Genomic DNA, 19,396 nt, shown 5'->3' with positions numbered 1-19,396 from the left:
ACCAACATTGAATGCTTGAGCCTTACATCTACCCAATTTGTACTAAGCTTATTTAAAAAGTGTACGCAAACGTATTTTTATAAATTTTTCAATGTGTAAAAAATATAGGGAGCTCTATTGGACCGTAGAACTAAACGCCGTCAAATGGTCGTATCTGTTGTCATAGCCATCTTTATCTATTTTGGCTCGTCGATTGTCATTTCAAGAATTTTGTCATACCAGTTATGGCAACAAACAACAGTTGAAGCATCAAAAATGTTGGCGAGTGCCAATGATATAAAAGATGAAATCATACTGAGCTTAACTAACTTAAATATCCTTCCTTTCGAGCAATGTTCCGATGAAAACCTGCTTGAAATGCGCAAAACATTATTCCGTTCGCAATATATTAAAGATGTCGGCTATTTCACTGACGGTGACTTAGTTTGTACGACAGGCTTAGGGCGATTAGATGTACCATTTAAAGACAGAACCCCACCAAATTTTGTGACAGAAGATGGCATTGAATATTGGAGTTTTGAAAACTTAATCTTTTTTGACCAAGAACACTCGGCACTGATCGCACGTTATAACAATTATAATGTCGTCGTTGAGCCAACAACATTCGGTCATTTAGTCAGTGAAGATTATGAATGGGAAATGTTCTTTAACGGGAATGATCAAACCTATACGTGGGCGGGCCAAGAAGGCGTTGCTGATGAAGCCAAAAAAGAGCAACCAATGAGTCTGATGTCACCGGCTTTAGTCTCTGTTATCAAATGCAACTCATATAAGCGAGTGTGTGTGGCGGTTAAACCCAAATTATTAAGCCGAAGTGAATACCCGCCATTACTGTTCGAATTAACCACATTACTTTCTATCTGTTTTTCCGTTTTTGCTTACTTACTAGTGCATAAGTATTTTCAAGTTCAGTGGACACCGATTAAGCGGGTACAGAGAGGGTTAGCGGCTAACCAATTTTATTGCTTATACCAACCGATCGTTGAACTGAAAAGTGGGAAGATAATTGGTGTTGAAATGCTTGCAAGGTTTGAAGACCAATACGGAGCGTTGACTCCTGATGAATTTATTCCGCTAATTAGTCAACTAAATAAAACTTGGCAATTCACCGAACAGGTCATGCTCAAAGCTATGAAAGAAACACAGCCAATTAGCCACAGCGAATTCAAACTAAGTATGAACATATACCCTCAGGATATAGCCAATGGGAATGTAGAATCTTTACTCACACTGGATACCTTTAACGGCTTCCCTGGAAAAATAATGTTAGAGGTAACAGAGAGTGAATATTTAGAAGGGGACGGGGCATGCAACACGCTTAGCCAGCTACAAGCGAAAGGTGTGGATATTGCCATAGATGATTTTGGTACAGGGTACTCGAACCTTAATCAACTGAGGAAAATAAACAGCCAAGTGCTTAAAATTGACAGGAGCTTTGTCATTGACGTTGAAGATGGGGCGATTCGTTCATCATTAATTCAACATATAGTTGATATTGCCCGAGCAGAGAAGATGTTACTGGTGGCTGAAGGGGTAGAAACCTCGGTACAGCACCAAGCACTTGCAAAAATGGGGATAGAATATGCCCAAGGCTGGGCGTTTGGCAGACCAATGAGTTATGAAAAGCTAGTTCGCCTCCTCAATGTAGAGTAATAAGACAGTGCGCTGGATCACGTTTATATTTTATCGAGAGCTAGGTAATGTGTAAAAAACTAGCGCTTTGCTGAATATACGTCCACTTAGACGAAAAAGGTAATAAAAAAGGTTTCGTTTTCAGTTAGATGTGGCATTATCAGTCTCGTTAAGACGATGTGCGTGCATCGTATAATGGCTATTACCTCAGCCTTCCAAGCTGATGATGCGGGTTCGATTCCCGCTGCACGCTCCAAGTCTTGCCGCTATTCAGTCTTTTTTCGAGACAATATGCGTGCATCGTATAATGGCTATTACCTCAGCCTTCCAAGCTGATGATGCGGGTTCGATTCCCGCTGCACGCTCCATATAGCTCAATCCGAGCAATATTTTACTCCCCAAAATTTATTAAAATGAAATTAATATTTAGCGCTTTGTTGCGAGAAATTTTGCCGCCTGAACATTAGTATTAACTTATTTAGCTAATGCTAATGTTATTTCTGAAAAGTATTGAGACCACTTTGAGACCATATTGAGACTCAACAGTGTTTTGGTACTAACTCAGATAGAATTGAAAATGAATACTAATCATCAGCTTATTATTAGTTTCTCTAATCGATGCTATCTTGAGTTCGTACTTCTAATAGTTCACCCACAGTACAGTTTAAATAGACGCAGATTTTTTCAAGAGTTTCAAAATCAATTCGGTTATTTGTTTCATGAAATAACCTATTAACTGTACTTCTATTGATTCCAGTATCTCTTACTACATCAGCAATTTTTAGCTTTCTAGCGCCAAGTAAAGTTGAAAGATGACATTTAATCATGTCTTAAAAGACCTCAAATGTTTCGCTAGAGATACAAAATGATGTTGACAGGTTGCTTTTTGTGTCATATTGTTTCTCTAGAGCTACAAAGTGTAGCGACAAAGATAGGAAATGATTATGTCATATACATACCTAACAACTGAAGAACTATCTTCAGCAATCAAATACAACCAACGTGTAATTCGAGAGCAGTTGAAAGATTCGGTTCTATTTGAAGGCATTCATTACATTCGTCCTTTCGGAGGTCGGAAAATTCTTTTTATTTGGGAAAGAGTTGAAGAAGAGATGCTTAACGGAATTACTACAGAGTCATTAATTTTGAAATGAGGGATAAATAATGGGAAGTGTGAATGAGCGAGGTGGTATGTTATTTCTGGATTTTAGATTCAAAGGAAGTCGTTGTCGTGAATATACTAAGCTCCAAGATACTAAAGTAAATAGAAGTCGAACATCGAAACTATTACAAAAAATTGAGGCTGAAATCATTCTTGATACTTTTGATTACGGTAAATATTTTCCGAACAGTAAACTTCGCGAAAAATTTGATTCATTAGATGAACGAAAACGGAAATCTAAAGCCTATTTTAACGCACCAGACTCACCTAGGTTCGAAGAGTTCGCTCGAATTTGGTTAACTGAAATGAAGATAGAGTGGAGTAAAGGCCATTATGAAGACGTAGAAGGCGTTCTGAATAAGTATTTGCTCCCTACATTCGGGAATAAGAAGATCAGCGCCATCAATAAGGGACAAATCCTACAATTTCGTACCATCCTCGCCAAAGTACCGGGACGAAAAAGTAGCTTTCTAAGCCCATCACGTATCAACCACATAATGACACCCCTAAGGATGCTGCTTAATGAAGCCGCCGATCGTTACGACTTTACCTCACCATGGAAGAATATTAAAGCCTTAAAAGTGGGGCGCACTGAAGTCGATCCTTTTAACTTCGGTGAAGTTGATAAGATCATTAATAGCGTCCCAGAGCACTATAAAGCTTATTATACCACTCGTTTTTTTACAGGGTTAAGAACAGGTGAAATTGACGGTTTAATATGGGACTCAGTGAACTTGGATGACAAGACATTGACTGTTAATCAAAGCTTAAATCGCGGTGAGATCTCAACGTTAAAAACGGAGGGATCTTATCGTGTAATTTCTCTGACTGATAGAGTCGTTCATGCTCTGAAGGAGCATCAGAGAAAATCTTACCTGAAAGATGAATTTGTGTTTACCAATGAAAAACGTAATCCAATAAATTATCAAGTTCATTCACGAACGGTTTGGTACCCAGCTTTAGAAAAAGCCAAATTAAGAGCTCGTAACCCTTACCAGACTCGACATACCTTTGCGACATTATTACTGGCATCAGGTGAGTCCCCGGAGTGGATCGCTAATCAAATGGGTCATACAACCACAACGATGTTATTTCGTGTTTATTCGCGTTATGTGCCGAATTTAACAAGGCAAGACGGCAGTGCATTTGCGACATTTTTGAATAATGGAGGTCAATTATGAAGTACTCACCATTAGCGATCCACTGTACTAGTCTGTGCTTTGATGTTATTCAACGAGCTTCGTTTAAGGATCTGACTCATAAGGATATCGATAGTTTTAGAGAAGATGTATATGTCCTAATCTGTGAGCGAACATTGCTACTGCCAGGCAAGCAAAACCGTGAGCATCAATTCGTGGATCAAGTTACTGATGGAGTTATTAGAGTTCTGCATCAATGTTTAAATAACCCGACAGCAAGAGATTCAGTATGGATTTTAGCTGCTCTCGAATCACGTATAGAAACGTCCATCAAAATTTCAGTCCACTAAATAGAGTGACTAAAAATGTGCGCATGGTAAGAATTCTCTGTGCGCCCATTTTAATTATTATCAGATTGTAAGTGTGCGCCCATGGATAAATTTTTCATTGTTATAAATACCAACACAAACAAGAAATCTTCTAAAAAGAATATTCGTTTTGAACATGAGTTAATCATGGAAATAGAAGCAGTTAAGTCTAAAGGTATCAGTTTTTCAGAGTGGGTCAAACAGGCGTGCCATGAGAAAGTAACTCAAGAAAAAAATAACCGTGAAATGTGCGCACATTCTAAGAATCTAGATTTATTAGGTGTGGGTATTGGAGATAAAACTCAGGTTGATACACATGCAGCAGAGGCTAATTACACCATAGTTACTCAAGTAAAGCTTTGGCATTCACAAGGGATGTTTCACCAACAAATAGCGGATCGTCTCAACAACATTGGATGTTTAAATTTAGAGGGAAAAAAATGGAGTAGGGTGGCTGTAAGAAGACTTGTTTCTGGCGAATGATTTTGAATTGCGTTAAGAACGAAGTGACAGCCCTAACCATTAGGCGTGCTGATTTTATGTGTTGTATTCATTACTCGTTAACTCTCCTTTGCCCAGAGCCTTTATGGGTCTGAATTTTACTCGTGGCATTTTATCTCAAAGTGCCGATAAGCTAAGATCTGCCCCTTTCCTGTTTAGTGCGATTACTCAATAGCGGAAACTCCCATTTTCGTTCAAAAGCGGGAATAACTAATTAGTAAATCTAGATTGAATTTTTATGCGTATCATCTGAAAGGTATGGCTCGAACTAAACATAATGCGCTAGAGGGGCTACACTATATCTTAATGCAGTAAGCACTCCCCCTTTATTACATTGGCTTTTCATATTCTAAGTTTTGCACATTTGACAATCAACTTGACAATCAACTTGACAATCAACTTGACAATTTGACAGTTAACTTACTACTATGACAACTAGACTGTCACAATGTAGATGCATTCCTGTGGAGAAGTGGACGATAATGGATAATACAAAACCCTTATACGAAATAATAGAAAGCTCTCGTATTTTTATGAATAAAATGAATACGTTAGTAGATAAAATTCACAAAGAAAAAGGGGTCAACAGTTGCAGCCGTGGTGTTATGTTGATCTTGAAATCAGAAGGCTTTAAGACGATTCCGCAGCTAGCTCGAGAGACTCAACGTTCAAGACAATACCTGCAAAAAACTATCTCCAATATGGAAAGTAAAGGCTTGATAACCTTAACCTCGAATCCAGACCATAAGACCTCAAGTTTAGTAGAACTTACCAAACGTGGAACGCAGGTTCTTACAGAAATACTCAACGCTGAAGCAGCGCTTATAAGCACAGTAGATATTCCTGTTGATAGCGAACAATTGAAAAGTGTTTCTAGCTCTCTAAAGCAACTCACTCTCGCATTTCAGAATAAATGAGATGCATAGGAATCTCTTTGTCACTCCTAGTCTTAGTTAGTTGTGCCGTCCTACATCCAAGTGGGGAGAATGGTATGGAACCAGGTTATCAATACGTAATAGGTAATGAGGACAAATTGCTAGTTTCATCCTCATCAGGATTAGCAGATGTAAACAGCGAGGAACAGTTAACTCCTCAACACTTAATGGCGACATTTTCTATGACTAAGACAGTCACAGCAATAGCCATTTTACAGCTATTGGAACGTGGACATTTAGAGTTGGAGGATAGTATAAACACTTTGCTAGATACTCCTTTTCCAGATGAAATCACAATCAGACAACTGATAACTCATACTTCGGGAATAGCTAATCCTATACCTTTGAAGTGGGTATACCTTCCTGAAATGAAAGCGTCATTTGACGAAGATAATGAGTTGAATGCACTCATGATGACAAACAAAAAAATCAAGTCACCACCAGGTTTTAAGTATCGATACTCAAACATAGGGTATTGGTTAGCTGGTAAAGTGATAGAAAAAGTTAGCGGAAAAAGTTATCAGACTTACATAGAGGAAAATGTGTTTAATCCGCTGAACTTAAAGAGCGATCAAGTTAGTTTTGCTATTAATGAATCAAAATTAGCAAAAGGACACCTAAAGAGCTTCAGCCTTATGGGGATGATCGCACCATTCATGTTGGATAGAAATTTGCTCACCAACAGAGACATGTCTTGGACAGAAATTAAAGCGGTACATGTTTACGGCCCTTCATATGGTGGTGTTTTTTCTACAGCAGAAGGAATGTTTAGTATTCTACAAGACATATTAAAAGAACAGTCCGTGTTATTAAGTGGTAGTACTAAAACACTTCTTTTCACTAAACAACGAGATAGCAACGGTCGAGATATAAAAATGACTTTAGGTTGGCATACATCTACTAGCCATAGAAGACAATATTTCTATAAAGAAGGTGGCGGTGCTGGTTACCGTTCAGAGATGCGAATCTATCCAAACGAACGCCTTGCCAGCGTAATTATTGCGAATAGGACCTCGTATGATGTTGCTGGTAAACTTAACCTACTTGATAATCTAATATTAGCAGAGCAACGCTCCAATTATTGAAGTAGTGTTTCAGCGAATCAGAACAAGCAACAAGTTACTAATAGCCTCCCTCTTAGCTTTCCCCCATGATTAGTACTATTGGCTCGACGGAAAATCCATATTAGCCAGCCTGTTTTTGGGGAAAAATGCCTCATGGGTTAATGAGATATCACATATTTTCTATTAATCCTGCATAAAGAGGAGCTAATACTACTACAGTTCACGATGGAAGCTTATCTCCAGAATCTTTCACAATCGGCATCTCTAGTAGAGGTGCCGACTGACATTTTTGGATATGAAAAGTTATCCTAAAGATAGATTTCGTTTAGGTCACCAAACTCATTTGCATCTTGTCAATGTCTCTGGCTGTCAACAGATATTAATCATTAGTGCCATGATGAAAGGTTAGCTTTAACTTAGTTTCAAAGATTAATTACCATCGGTACCTGCCCTAATCAATAAACACTTGCCATTATTTTTTGTTACACATACTTAATAAGTATTTTGGTGCATAAAAGAGAAAAATAGCATTATTATCATTCTTAATTTATGAAAGTACTTTGTGAGTCATACGAAGATCAAACACAAGCTATCAGGTCTAACTTTATCTATTTCCTTCCAACTGCAATCGTGATGACCAATTAAAAAGGAGGTTATTATGGTGGTTTTTAGCAAAGCAAAACTAAGTGGCGTTAAATACCTTTCGGCTTGAGGAAGTATGACGGTTCAGGACCAGATTAGAAATTGAAAATAGCTTGATGTAGTTTGCGTTGCTCTTTCTCAGAGTTTGCGATGTATCTTCGCAAGATAGGATATTTAACCGCACTAAGCATATTCAGCGCAAACTGGCATTGAAGTTCAACTATAGATAACGACAGGAACCAAAACAACACAATGAAGTGGATTTTGATTGCTTAGCTAGGTCGGTGAGATTTCCTTTTTCCAAGCATTTCTCTTTACTTTCGTTTATTGCGATTACTGGGCTTATGCATTTGATCCGTCAGTGTTTTGCAGGCTTTGTTGCGTAATTCAATGGAACTAAATCAAAAACCTACGATCTGATCAGCTACCTCCACTCTCTCTCGTAGTCCTATGCCTAAGCCTCGTTACAAAACAACCAACTGGAAGCAATACAACCGATCACTTATTAACCGTGGTTCTCTGACTTTTTGGATTGATGAAGAAGCAATAAGCGGATGGGCGCAAAGCAAACAGAATAAGCGCGGGAGGCCGCGTCGGTTCAGTGATTTAGCTATCACGACAGCACTCATGGTCAAACGAGTTTTTTCTATGCCATTGAGAGCGCTGCAAGGATTTATCGACTCGATATTTAGGTTAGCCCATGTACCGTTAAGTTGTCCGCATTACACCTGCATCAGTCGTAGAGCCAAGCAAGTTGAGGTTTCATTTAAGACTAAAACGAGAGGAGTGATACAGCACCTAGCCATTGATGCTACTGGCCTTAAGGTTTATGGCGAAGGTGAATGGAAAGTCAAAAAACACGGTACGGATGGCAAGCGTAGAGTCTGGCGAAAGTTGCATATTGCAGTCGATACCAACACTCATGAGATCATTGCTGCCGAGCTAAGTTTATTGACGGTTACAGATGGAGAAGTACTCCCGAACTTACTGAAACAAACACGCCGAAGTATCCTTGAGGTGTCTGGTGATGGCGCTTACGACACGAGAGCGTATCACGCTGCTATTAAGATTAAGGGAGCTATTTCGCTTATTCCCCCAAGAGAAGGAGCTGCCTTCTGGGAGCGTGGTCACCCTCGAAATCTCGCCGTGGGTTGCCAGAAATTATACGGCTCAAATAAGTATTGGAAAGAGCGGTATGGATACCACAAACGTTCACTCTCAGAAACAGCGATGTATCGAGTTAAACAGTTGCAAGGAGGAAAACTGGCTTAAGAAATTACAATGCCCAGGTGGGTGAAACTTACGCGATGATAAAAGCATTGAACAAGCTTACTGGGTTAGGTATGCCTGAAATTTGTCGTATTGACTAAGAAATAAGCGAAACGGGTTGGCTCTATCTCTAAATTTAGTTGGTGAAGATGATGAAGCATTTTATGCTGAAAAATTCGAAAAAGTCTTTAGTGAACACGCACCTCAAACAGAATTGGTATTAATAGAAAATGCACAACATTTAGATTTACCAAATCAAAAATAATCAGTGAATACTATAATTATGTGGTTTGGAAAAGTAATAAAAAATAGAGGGTAATCTAATAGTGGTATCTCTGTACGTTGGAGCGCAGGGCTGTAGCTAGGACGAATAGTGATTGACTAGATTATCTGTAATTTAAATAACTTAGTACAAATAGAACTATGTCTCGTTTTGCTTTCACTTTGTCGTTATGAGAGGTCGTCCTTGTATTATTGTTAAATTTACCAGTAAAGCAGTGTGTATATCAGGTCTTATAATCAATAGTAGAGGTGTAATTTGATGACTTCGGATAAAAAAATATTGCTAGTAGGAGCAACAGGGTATCTAGGTCTTCATATTGCTAGGCTGCTGATAAATTATAACATTGAATTTAAAGCTATAGCTAGAGATAAAAAGAAATTAGTAAATACTGGAGTTTCTGAAGACGATATTATCGTTACGCAAGTTTCAGACCCAAATATGTTAAAGGGAGTCTGTGAAAGTATTGATGTTGTGATTTCTTGTCTTGGCATAACACGGCAGCAAGATAATGTTAGTTATATGGATATAGATTATCAAGCTAATCTAAATATCTTAAGAGAAGCTGAAAAGGAAGAGGTTAAAACATTCATATACGTGTCAGCATTCAACTGTGAAAAATATTCTAAAGTTAGACTCCTTGCAGCAAAAGAGAAGTTCGAAAATAAATTATTGAACTCAGATAAGTTGACTCCAATTGTAGTTCGTCCTAATGGTTTTTTTAGCGATCTTGAAGAGTTTTATAAAATGGCCATGCAAGGAAAAGTGTACTTATTTGGAGATGGTTCTGTTCAGATAAACCCGATTCATGGTGAAGACTTGGCTAGGTTCTGCTTGGATCTCGCTTTAAATAGTTGTGATGCGCAGAGTAGAAAGAGAGCTATTTATGACATTGGGGGGCCTGAAGTATTCTCAATGAGAGATATCGCTGAAATGGCGTTTCGTGTTCAAGAGTCAGAAATAAAAATAGTGAAAATTCCTGACTTTATAAGAAAAATTGCATTAATAGCAGTAAAACTATTACCGGAAAGCTATGGTGGACCAGCTGAGTTTTTTTTAACAATGCTTGAAGCCGATTCTATTGCTCCTACCTATGGGGTTAATCAATTGGAGGACCATTTTAAGACAATAAAGTAGAGGAATCATTTAATATATATATGTAATAAATTTAATATACATGGTGTTGTTTTTCTACTGTTAAATTCTGGAAGGTTTAATATGAGTGTTAAATTTTCAAAGATGATAAAAAACATATGGACTGTTTTTTATATTGCATTTTTCACATCTGTTATTGTTTTTTCAATAATATTTAATAACATGTGGAAGTCTACTAATGAAATTGTATTCAATAAGCAAAAAACGCATATTGAGCTTTTTTCAAATTCAGTTAAATCTTTTTTTAAATCACAAGAATCGATGCTGGAAGTTTTAGGGTCCCATTTAATTTCTCGGCATAGTTCGATAACTTTTCCAATTCATGATATTGATTTAGACAAAACAATAGAAAGCAACCCTGTACTTATTAGTTTGGCACTTGTTAGTTTTGACGGTAAGCCCATAGTCGCTAGTTCAAACTTTGACCTTGATAATCTGCCTGATGTATTTGGAATAGAGAATAAGAAACCTTCATTCTTAGAGGCAAGAGAAAGCAGGGAGTTACAGGTCGGCGCAACTTATGCTATACACGAATTCGAGACTCAGACATTTGCAATGCCAATTCGTAAGTCTATATTTATAGATGATAAAGCACAGGCTTTTATGACAGCTCAAATTAATATGGAAGATACTCCAATATTCAGTGCCCACCAAAGTTTACTTAAATATCATCAGATTGAAATAATACGTCGTGATCAAATAATACAGTTCAGTTCAAATAGTCAGAATTACTGGAAACCAGTAGAAGATGCATACTTTGACAAACTGAATGAAATTAATAATAACGATATATATTATGATATTTTTGATTATAAATTTACCGGCCAAGAAGAAAACTTTCAAGTTGTAAGTTATTATGAGCCATATTTTGGGTTGTGGTTTGTATCTAAGATGGAGAGGAATTATATATATGAATTGTTTTGGCAGCGTTTTTCAGCTAGCTTCTTCGTATTCATATTATATAACGCTCTGATGTTCTTACTTGTATTTTTTATAAACCGTTCCGAAACACGAAAAAAAGAAGAGCTTTATAAACTTGCTCATTTTGATGCACTAACTGGTTTACCGAACAGACGATACGTCTTAAAAAGGCTTAATAATAAAGCGAATAATAATAAAAAATCGAAGTTAAACACAGCGTTATTGTTTTTGGATATCGATAACTTTAAAGCGGTTAATGATACCTATGGTCACCAATATGGCGATAGTTTACTTATTCAAGTAGCATCTCGAATTGAATCCTGTTTGAGTGTTAGAGATGTGTTGGCACGATTTGCCGGTGACGAGTTTTTAGTTATTATCGATGATCTTGGTTATAAAGGGCGAGATCAGGCTCAGTTCATAGCTCAAAAACTAGTGGACTGCTTGTCCTCTAGTTATTATTTGCTTGATATTGAGTACTTAAGCACCGTAAGTATAGGGGTAGTAATGCTAGAAAGTGAAAGTTATTCATCCAGTGAATTACTTAAGTATGCTGACTACGCTATGTATCGAGCTAAGGAACAAGGTAAAAATGGTATTTGCTTTTTTGAGACTGATTTACGCGATGAGTTGATGGAAAAAATGTTATTGGAAGATGACTTACGCGCAGCTTTAAATAGTTCAGAGTTTGAGCTGTACTATCAACCTCAAATTGGTAGAAATAAGCAAGTGGTTGGTGCTGAAGCTCTAATACGTTGGAATCACCCTTATAAAGGAATTGTTGGTCCAAATGATTTTATGTCTTCTGCAGAAAAAACAGGGTTAATCTTACCTATTGGCGAGTGGGTTTTACGTGAAGCTTGTCGTCAACTTGTTGAATGGTCAAATGATGAAATAACCCAAGACTTAACATTATCTGTTAATGTCAGCTATGTGCAATTTAGTCACCCAGGCTTTATGTCAATGGTTTTAAAAGCGATTGAGGAGTATCAGTTTCCTGTAGAACTACTCAAATTAGAACTAACTGAAACGATGTTAATTGATAATATAGCACAAACCGCGATGCGGATGGAGGAGCTACAAGGCAGGGGAGTACAATTTTCCCTAGACGATTTTGGTACGGGGTATTCTTCGCTAGTACACCTTAAGAGCCTACCTCTTAGTGAATTGAAAATAGACCGTTCTTTTGTTAAAGATTTAGAGTGCGATAAAAGTGACAAATCTATAGTTAAAGCTATGATTCGTATGGCGGAAGAACTAAATATTAGTCTAATTGCCGAAGGTGTAGAGAATGAAAACCAAGCCAAATACTTAATAGAACAGGGCTGTAGAATACATCAGGGTTATCTTTACAGTAGACCTCTTCCTATAGCGATGTTTAAAAGTTATTTAACTAGTACCAGTACTAAGAGGTTGAAGCTATTGCTAGTTTGACTAAGCAACTGAAAGTTACTACACCTACCAGCTGCTTAGTTATTTGCATCTAAGTTACGAATTTAAGGCCTGATCTAAATCTTCCAAAATATCATCGATGTGCTCGATACCGATTGAAAGCCTTATCATTTCTGATGATATACCAGCTTGGTGTTGCTCATTTTCATTTAGTTGGCGGTGAGTTGTTGAAGCAGGATGACAAGCTAGTGATTTAGCGTCTCCAATATTTACTAGACGTTTAAAAACCTTGAGTGCATCATAAAATTTAACTCCATCGTCATAATTCCCTATTAGACCGAATGAAAGTATTCCTGAAGGTCGACCTTTCATATATTTTTGTGAAAGATAATAATGTTTAGATGAGCTTAAACCAGCATAGTTTACCCATGCTACCTTAGGATGTTTCTCCAAATATTTTGCTACTTTCAATGCATTATCTGTATGTCGCTCCATCCGAAGCGAAAGAGTTTCTAAACCTTGTAGTAACATAAATGAGTTCATTGGTGATAAAGCAGAGCCTGTATTGCGTAGTGGAACTGTACGTGCACGCCCAATAAATGCCGCAGCACCAAATGCCTCCGTGTATACAACGTTATGGTATGACGCTTCAGGCTGATTAAATTCTGGGAATCGTTCCTTATGTTTCTCCCAAGGGAACTTACCTGAGTCAATGATCATACCCCCTAGAGTTGTACCATGACCACCGACATACTTTGTTAGGGAGTGAACAACGATATCTGCACCATATTCTATAGGTTTACAGATGACTGGTGTGGCTACCGTGTTGTCAACAATTACTGGTACGCCTTGGGCATGTGCTAATTGAGAAACTTTTTCAAGGTCAATAATGTTGCCTGCAGGGTTGCCAATACTTTCACAGAAAATAGCCTTAGTTTTATCATCAATAAGGGAAGCTAAACTTTCAGGCTTATCGTCCTTTGCGAAGCGAACATTTATACCTTGACTTGGAAGCATGTGTGCAAAAAGGGTGTATGATCCTCCATAAAGCTGTGGAGTGGAAACAATATTGTCCCCTGCTTTTGCTAGAGTGAGTATGGTATAATTTATCGCTGCACTACCAGCACTTACTGCTAGACCAGCAATACCACCTTCTAGAGCTGCTATTCGTTTTTCAAGAACATCATTTGTTGGATTCATTATACGGGTATATATGTTTCCTGGCACTTTGAGATTAAATAAGTCAGCACCGTGTTGTGCATTATCAAATTCGTAAGCAACCGTCTGGTAAATAGGTACCGCTACTGACTTTGTTGTAGGATCTGTATCGTAGCCAAAGTGTATAGAAAGGGTTTCATCTTTCATATTTTAAGTTTCCTTGTTGGTTAATTTAAGTGAACCTTACTTCAATGAAATTACTGGTTAATATTTGTGTCTAATATTGCGCTAAGATTGTCTGAGAATGTTTTTAGTTTCTAGTTAATATATACATGTCTTACAAGCGTGTGACTGATAAAATAGTTAATTTATGTAGGGCGTTGTTATGCTTAATTAGGAGATTGCTAGTTTCTTGCTTGGAACTCTCGATACTATGCTAGATTCTTTAACTGCATGACAATATAAAGACCATATCAAGGAAGATGTGGTCTTTTTTTTATTTTTTTATTAGTAGTTATAATTTAGTAAATCTGAAGCTATAGAATTTACTATTTCCTCAACCTGATTTTTAATTATTAATGGTGCTTTTTTAGGTGAACCACTGTTGAATGGTGGTTGTGGGTCATATTCCAATAAAAGCTGAACTCTATGAGCTTCAGCCGAACTTGTTAACTTTTCAATCAGAATTAATGTGAAATCAATGCCTGCAGTAATTCCTCCGCCACTTATTCTTTGTCTATCAACTACAACTCTTTTATCTACAAAATTTATTGTAGGGTGACGTTCAATGATAGATCTATATGCCCAATGTGTAGTTGCATTGTAGCCATCGAGTAAACCAGCCTGTGCTAAAATTAATGATCCTGTGCAGACCGAAGTAATGTATTCAATATCATTGGATAGAGAGACTAGAAAGCTAATTACTTGCTCGTCTTTCATTTGTTCTAAAGGGTTGGAACCGCCAGGAACCATCAGTACATCCATACTTGGGCATGATTCAAAAGAGTAGTTTGGGATTATATCAACCCCCGCATCAGTTGGTACTGGTTGGTTTAATTTTGCGAAAGTAAATACTTCAATTCCAGCTGTTAGAGCCAAAAATTGGAGAGGGGCGTACGCATCAAGCATTGTCATATTTGGGTATAAAAAAATGCCTATTTTTTTCTTTTTCATATTTAAACTCGTATATTAGCTTTTTAACTTAAGAGAAAAGTTGTAATCATTATAGAGTTTTTATTTATACGGAAAATAAACGAAATAGTTAGGACAAAATATAAGCAATATTAGTCATATATGGCAATGTTACAAGCTAAGATTAGTTAGGGCTCTATTATCTATCAGAGCCCTACAGAAATTAATTGGTTAAATCTGCAATTACGGCAGCTATCGCAGGGTCGATAGGCTCATCTACAGAATCTGGAATAAATTCAAAAAATGGAACATAGATGTCAACAGGCACACCGAGCCCTTCGTACCAGTCGCCCGCCGGTGTTACATAACGTTCATTTGCAATTGAAATTTTTATTTCTTCGCTGAATTCCCAATCTAATACATCAGAGAAGGCACCTTGCGACAACTCACCTACTGTAGTTACATTAGGTAAAGCTGACATTGTGAGTGCAAATACTTCAGCACCTGATACGGTGCTCGCACTCGTTAGTACATATACAGGTCCATTGAAATAAGTTTCAGTTTCTAGTGGTTCAAGTATGACATCTGTTAGTTCTGTGAAACCATTATCTAGTCGAGCTTGCTTAGAATAAACGTGCATTTCACTGTCTGTAAAATATTGAGCGATGGCTAAACTGATAAAATCATGACCCCCAAAATTTGTACGAACATCAATAATTACGGCGCTACTATTAACATTTGCTTCAATAAAGTCTTGCATTATTTTGTTAATGGATTCGAGCTGTTCTTCATTAGTCTCACCATAGCCAAACATTGCACCAATATTAATGTAGCCAATGCCTTCATTGATAAACCATGAAATAAGACCGCCTGCAACTACTTGAACTGGCTTATCTTCAGGTTCGAAGTATGAGATTCCTTCAAGGTATTTATTAATTCGGTTGCTTGCATGCTGCTTGTAATTGCCTAATTGAGTTTCTGTTAACTCGTCTTCTTCAAATGAAAATGGAAGCCCTGTAGTCGTGGCAAATTCTTGTCGGATAATATCAGTGTAAAGAGGCTTATTTTTTGAAGATAAAGTAATATTATCAAGAGTTATAGAGTTGTGTATATCTTCTAGTGGCGAAAGAATTTGATAAAGGGCTATTGCGACGTCTTCTTGGCTAGAATTATCAGATAAATTTATTCTTATTGAGTCAGCTAGCTGATCAAAATTTATGTTTTTTAAATTAAAGTCAACATAATGATGTCTATAAATATTTTTTATGATGTCAAAAGTTTGTAAAGGCTCTAATTCTAGATTAACTAAATCAATTAAATTATCACTTTGGCAAATATACGGTAATTGCTCCTGTTTTTCAAAAACGGTTCCGGGAGCGTGAAAGTCGGAAGTACCGTAATCATCAAATCTTTCAATAAAATTTGTACTATCATAAAAACGTATTTTCGTCTCCAGCGTTTTGATATCTACGCTTGAAAGGGAGTCTTCGATCCAACATATATCAGGTGTGTAGCGGTATATATTTAAGCTACTATCACTATTAATTTCAATAAGTTCGCCATAAGCAGGTGCATCCCAAATACCTGTATAATTATTAGCAACAGAATCAGATTTTTTTTTATCAGAATCATTACATCCGGATATAGCGAGTAAAGCGAGGGTTGTTAATGCGATTTTTTTCATTGGAATTTCTCCATTAATATATTTAGTTTAGGTTTTTATAATTGTATTTATGACAGCTATATTAAGCGTCATGAAGGAATTGAAAGGGATGTAGCTCTAATGTCGTTAGGAAGTTGACCAATCAGTTTAATAAAAGCACATTTCATATTTTCTAGACGTGCATAGCCGCAACAACCAGCAATATAAATCAATGAGTGGTTGGTTTTTTCTATTAAATCTAATGCCATCCTAAATCTGATAGCATCTATGAGTTTTTTGGGATATTGCGCAAAATGTTGTGGCAATGTCCTGTGAAATTTCGTGGGCTCATTGCCATATGATTATCTAAAAGTTCAACAAAAAGGGGGCGTCCGATTTTACCTTTTATCCAAGGTATTAGTTGTTTCCAGCTATTTTGATTGTGTACTTTTAATACGAGATCCCTTAATGGCTGCGTTGGATCAAAGTCAACGCTATCAGCCCCTAGGATCATCTGGATATCTATTAACTCCTTGATTGTGGTAGTTAGTAACGGGTGCTTAGTGTTTGCTTCAACCGTACCGCCATTTAAACTATAGAAATGGACTTCATAGAGTGCTGATTCACGGCTAGCCAAATGGAAAACTTCAGATAGACCAGCCAAGTCGAATAGAAGAAAACTATCCTCACAGTAAAATATTATTCGCCTTTTCATCGTGTAACCAAATAGGAGTTTTTATTGAGTTAAATAATAATAATTTTGAACAGATTGCTCTGTAGTTCTTGTGTTATTAAATGTTATTGTATCTGTAGATTAATATGCCTAAGTTTAACTAGTGCATTTTTTTAAACAGAAGTGGAATTGCGATGACGAAGCGAATCTTAATCATTGAAGATGATCAAAAGCTGAGTGCACAAATCTCCAGGTTTTTGGAGAAGCATCACTATGTAGTTAAAACCCTTACTGACGGTAATCAAGGGTTGAAAATAATCGGCGACTACGACCCATCAATTGTAATTCTTGACTTGATGATGCCTGAGATAAGCGGTTTTGAAATATGCCGAACTATACGTCCCAATTTTGAAGGTAGTATCTTAATGCTTACAGGCTGTGATGATGATATGGATCAGGTAGCTGGTTTGGAAATGGGTGCTGATGGCTACTTAATTAAGCCAATTGAGCCTAGAGTGTTGCTTGCTCATGTACGCTTGTTAGAACGTAAGGTTCTACCCAGATTTACATCTGGTCGTCGCGACCATGAATCTGAGAGCAACTTAAATCTTGATAGAGAAATTTTAGAATTCAATGACCTAAAAATTTATCTAATTCGACGTGATGTTGTTTATAAAAACCAGAGTATTGATTTAAAACCAGCCGAATTTGACGTGCTGGTAGTGCTTGCAAAAAATGCTAATCAAATAGTTAGCCGTGATTTTATTCTCAATGAGCTGCGTGGTATTGAATACGATGGGTTAGATCGCTCTGTCGATGTCAAAATTGCAGCACTTAGAAAGAAGTTGAGCGTTGATAATGATACTCTCAAACTAAAAAAAATAATTACAGTAAGGTCAAAGGGCTACTGTTTTGTTGGTGATGCCTGGTGAGAAGAATAACAAACGATAACAGAACCCAAGTAAATACTAGCTTATAATTATTTTTTAAGTTTAGGTGTCAAGATATGCTTAGAGTATTCCTTCCTTTTTACATCATAATTATGTGTGCTTGGTTATCTGGCGAGTGGTTAGTAGATGAGGCTGTGGCCTATCTCTTTCCACAATCTTTAATTTCTGACGTTCGATCTGATTATGAAGGTGCCGTGCATGTATTTGAAAAAATGCTACTAAGTCAGCCCGAATCAGAGTGGGGAAGCTTACTCGAACTTATGTCTTCTACAAATATACCAGTTTCAATACAAGATGTAGACAGTTTACGTCTGTCTGAGTTAGAGACGACCGAATGGCTACAAGGAAAAATAGTTGTTTTAGACCCTTCTAATGATCTGTTGATAAAAAAGCTAGAAGGAGATACTCGCGGAATACAGTTTGGACCAATAAAAACACACGATGAGTTGAATTTATCAGAATTTATCGCTTCGCTAGGATCATCTAGTATATTAATTTGCGTAATTTTCATGGTTAGCTTGAGGCTTCAATACAAGCTCAATATATTGAAGAAAACTACATCGCAATTTAGTGCCGGTAATTTTTCAGTACGTGCTCCTGAAAATACGCTTCGTTCTGTTGGTCAGCTTAATTTTCATTTCAATAGAATGGCTGAAGAGATTGAAGAGTTAGTATCGACAAATCGTAGATTGACTTTGTCTGTATCTCATGAGCTTAGAGCCCCTCTAACAAGAATGCAGTTTGAATTAGAGCATGCTCTAGATTTAGACAATGTCCAATCTTTAAAAGATAGTTATCATATAATTGGTGAAGAAGTTAAAGAGTTAGAACAATTGGTTAATGAATCTTTGCTATACGCAAGATATGAAAATAATTTAACGATTTTCAGACTAAACTCGGTCAACTTCGATCACTGGATTCGTATTTGGTTTGACACTTTTAAAAGTTTAGACCCTAAAATTAAAATTATACAACAATTTCAAGTGAATAATGTTTATACGCTCCTTAATACGGCTGGGTTAACTCGTGCGTTTGACAATATATTAAATAATGCGGTGCGTCATGCTTCAAAGGTAGTAGAAGTTAATGTTACTTCAGACAATAAATTTATTTGTACGACTATAATTGATGATGGCGCAGGTATTCCAGAAAATGAAATTGAACATATATTCAAGCCATTCTATCGTTTTGAAAAAGGGCGAAAATCTTCAGAGGGCTTCGGCTTGGGACTTAGCATAGCAAAAGAAATAATTAGTAAACACGGTGGTTCGATTGTTGCAGAAAACTTAAATATTACTGGTGCTTCTTTTACTATCAAAATCCCTATTAATGAAATTGAATAATTTTTACTAATTCATATAAGCATTAAAGTCCTGTTACAT

At 36.9% G+C, this 19,396-nt stretch carries 17 protein-coding genes, 2 tRNA genes and 1 pseudogene; 15 read left to right on the top strand and 5 right to left on the bottom strand.

Features of this window, described 5'->3' with window-relative positions; genetic code table 11:
• The first annotated feature begins 117 nt into the window (after positions 1–117).
• The 3 genes from F0226_RS19705 (at position 118) to F0226_RS19695 (ending at position 2,000) form a co-directional block, all read left to right on the top strand.
• A complete protein-coding gene (locus F0226_RS19705; RefSeq protein ID WP_171737248.1) occupies positions 118–1,653 on the top strand; it encodes an EAL domain-containing protein in 1,536 nt (511 codons plus the stop codon).
• 160 nt (positions 1,654–1,813) lie between these two features.
• Positions 1,814–1,888 (top strand) — tRNA-Gly (locus F0226_RS19700).
• Positions 1,889–1,925: 37 nt separating this feature from the next.
• Positions 1,926–2,000: transfer RNA gene (locus F0226_RS19695), tRNA-Gly, on the top strand.
• Positions 2,001–2,243: 243 nt separating this feature from the next.
• Here the strand turns inward: F0226_RS19695 and F0226_RS19690 are convergent.
• Positions 2,244–2,459: a helix-turn-helix transcriptional regulator gene (locus tag F0226_RS19690; protein ID WP_171737247.1), complete on the bottom strand. Its 216-nt coding sequence runs from the start codon at positions 2,457–2,459 to the stop codon at positions 2,244–2,246.
• 117 nt (positions 2,460–2,576) lie between these two features.
• Between F0226_RS19690 and F0226_RS19685 the strand changes: the two genes are divergently transcribed.
• From F0226_RS19685 to F0226_RS19640, 10 genes and pseudogenes are all read left to right on the top strand, one after another.
• Positions 2,577–2,786 carry a hypothetical protein gene (locus F0226_RS19685; protein ID WP_137375358.1) on the top strand — a complete coding sequence of 70 codons (210 nt, stop codon included), beginning with the start codon at positions 2,577–2,579 and terminating at the stop codon, positions 2,784–2,786.
• 10 nt (positions 2,787–2,796) lie between these two features.
• Entirely contained in the window at positions 2,797–3,975 is a 1,179-nt protein-coding gene (locus F0226_RS19680) for a DUF3596 domain-containing protein (protein WP_171737246.1), read from the top strand.
• Positions 3,972–4,283, top strand: coding sequence for a hypothetical protein (locus F0226_RS19675; RefSeq protein ID WP_171737245.1), 312 nt, complete (start codon positions 3,972–3,974; stop codon positions 4,281–4,283). The genes F0226_RS19680 and F0226_RS19675 overlap by 4 nt, the downstream gene beginning before the upstream one ends.
• An 81-nt stretch (positions 4,284–4,364) precedes the next feature.
• The gene (locus F0226_RS19670; protein ID WP_171737233.1) at positions 4,365–4,784 is read left to right on the top strand and encodes a YlcI/YnfO family protein; all 420 of its coding nucleotides are present in this window, start codon (positions 4,365–4,367) and stop codon (positions 4,782–4,784) included.
• A gap of 500 nt (positions 4,785–5,284) precedes the next feature.
• Positions 5,285–5,719, top strand: a complete 435-nt coding sequence (locus F0226_RS19665) for a helix-turn-helix domain-containing protein (RefSeq protein ID WP_171737244.1) — start codon at positions 5,285–5,287, stop codon at positions 5,717–5,719.
• A gap of 74 nt (positions 5,720–5,793) precedes the next feature.
• Positions 5,794–6,822: a serine hydrolase domain-containing protein gene (locus F0226_RS19660; protein WP_253820874.1), complete on the top strand. Its 1,029-nt coding sequence runs from the start codon at positions 5,794–5,796 to the stop codon at positions 6,820–6,822.
• 1,071 nt (positions 6,823–7,893) lie between these two features.
• Positions 7,894–8,813: pseudogene (locus tag F0226_RS19655) on the top strand (IS5 family transposase).
• 17 nt (positions 8,814–8,830) lie between these two features.
• Positions 8,831–8,977 carry a hypothetical protein gene (locus F0226_RS19650; protein ID WP_171737242.1) on the top strand — a complete coding sequence of 49 codons (147 nt, stop codon included), beginning with the start codon at positions 8,831–8,833 and terminating at the stop codon, positions 8,975–8,977.
• A gap of 276 nt (positions 8,978–9,253) precedes the next feature.
• The gene (locus tag F0226_RS19645; RefSeq protein WP_171737241.1) at positions 9,254–10,129 is read left to right on the top strand and encodes an SDR family oxidoreductase; all 876 of its coding nucleotides are present in this window, start codon (positions 9,254–9,256) and stop codon (positions 10,127–10,129) included.
• 81 nt (positions 10,130–10,210) lie between these two features.
• Positions 10,211–12,502: an EAL domain-containing protein gene (locus F0226_RS19640; RefSeq protein ID WP_171737240.1), complete on the top strand. Its 2,292-nt coding sequence runs from the start codon at positions 10,211–10,213 to the stop codon at positions 12,500–12,502.
• 54 nt (positions 12,503–12,556) lie between these two features.
• Here the strand turns inward: F0226_RS19640 and F0226_RS19635 are convergent, their stop codons facing one another.
• From F0226_RS19635 to F0226_RS19615, 4 genes are all read right to left on the bottom strand, one after another.
• Complete coding sequence (locus F0226_RS19635; RefSeq protein ID WP_171737239.1) at positions 12,557–13,825, bottom strand: O-acetylhomoserine aminocarboxypropyltransferase/cysteine synthase; 1,269 nt, start codon at positions 13,823–13,825, stop codon at positions 12,557–12,559.
• 300 nt (positions 13,826–14,125) lie between these two features.
• Complete coding sequence (locus F0226_RS19630; RefSeq protein ID WP_171737238.1) at positions 14,126–14,791, bottom strand: DJ-1/PfpI family protein; 666 nt, start codon at positions 14,789–14,791, stop codon at positions 14,126–14,128.
• A gap of 181 nt (positions 14,792–14,972) precedes the next feature.
• Positions 14,973–16,433, bottom strand: coding sequence for a S41 family peptidase (locus F0226_RS19625; RefSeq protein ID WP_171737237.1), 1,461 nt, complete (start codon positions 16,431–16,433; stop codon positions 14,973–14,975).
• Positions 16,434–16,677: 244 nt separating this feature from the next.
• Positions 16,678–17,106: a hypothetical protein gene (locus F0226_RS19615; protein ID WP_171737232.1), complete on the bottom strand. Its 429-nt coding sequence runs from the start codon at positions 17,104–17,106 to the stop codon at positions 16,678–16,680.
• A 152-nt stretch (positions 17,107–17,258) separates the two neighbouring features.
• Between F0226_RS19615 and F0226_RS19610 the strand changes: the two genes are divergently transcribed.
• Both F0226_RS19610 and F0226_RS19605 read left to right on the top strand, forming a co-directional pair.
• On the top strand, positions 17,259–17,996 hold the full coding sequence (locus tag F0226_RS19610) for a response regulator transcription factor (RefSeq protein WP_171737235.1): 738 nt from the start codon (positions 17,259–17,261) through the stop codon (positions 17,994–17,996).
• Positions 17,997–18,070: 74 nt separating this feature from the next.
• Positions 18,071–19,357, top strand: a complete 1,287-nt coding sequence (locus F0226_RS19605; RefSeq protein WP_171737234.1) for an ATP-binding protein — start codon at positions 18,071–18,073, stop codon at positions 19,355–19,357.
• The last annotated feature ends 39 nt before the right edge of the window (positions 19,358–19,396 follow it).

The sequence above is a fragment of the Vibrio sp. 99-70-13A1 genome, assembly GCF_013114625.1.
In the GTDB taxonomy this organism is placed as follows: domain Bacteria; phylum Pseudomonadota; class Gammaproteobacteria; order Enterobacterales; family Vibrionaceae; genus Vibrio.
This window is presented reverse-complemented; position numbering and strand designations above follow the sequence as displayed.